The sequence below is a fragment of the Lysinibacillus sp. RU7 genome (assembly GCF_057837305.1).
In genome coordinates this window covers 1-259 of record NZ_JBYQFK010000179.1, presented here as the reverse complement: position 1 = coordinate 259, position 259 = coordinate 1, and the positions used below count along the sequence as shown (strand labels likewise).

Sequence of the window (259 nt, the reverse complement as noted above, 5' to 3'; positions counted from 1 at the left end):
CTCCCCCTGCGCGAATGGCCGTCGCATCGTCGGGGGCGATGCGATCGACCTTGATCGGGTCGAACTCGTCCAGCCCTTCGCCTTGCAGCAGGGGCAGGGTCGCGACATCGAAATAGGGAAAGCCAAGATAAGTCAGTAGCAGGGCGCGGCGCGCGGCACGGGGCAGGCCGGCAAAGGCCATGGCGAGCCGTGCATCGGTCTCTCCGTCCAGCGTCACCAGATCGAGCCGAGCCTCCAGCCGATCGAGCAGTTCCGCCCC

1 protein-coding gene is annotated in these 259 nt (G+C 67.2%); it reads right to left on the bottom strand.

The genetic code is table 11. The features are described 5' to 3' along the window. Positions 1–259, bottom strand: a 259-nt coding sequence (locus tag AC3II9_RS22005) for a hypothetical protein (protein WP_489158851.1), incomplete at both ends; no start/stop codon positions are given.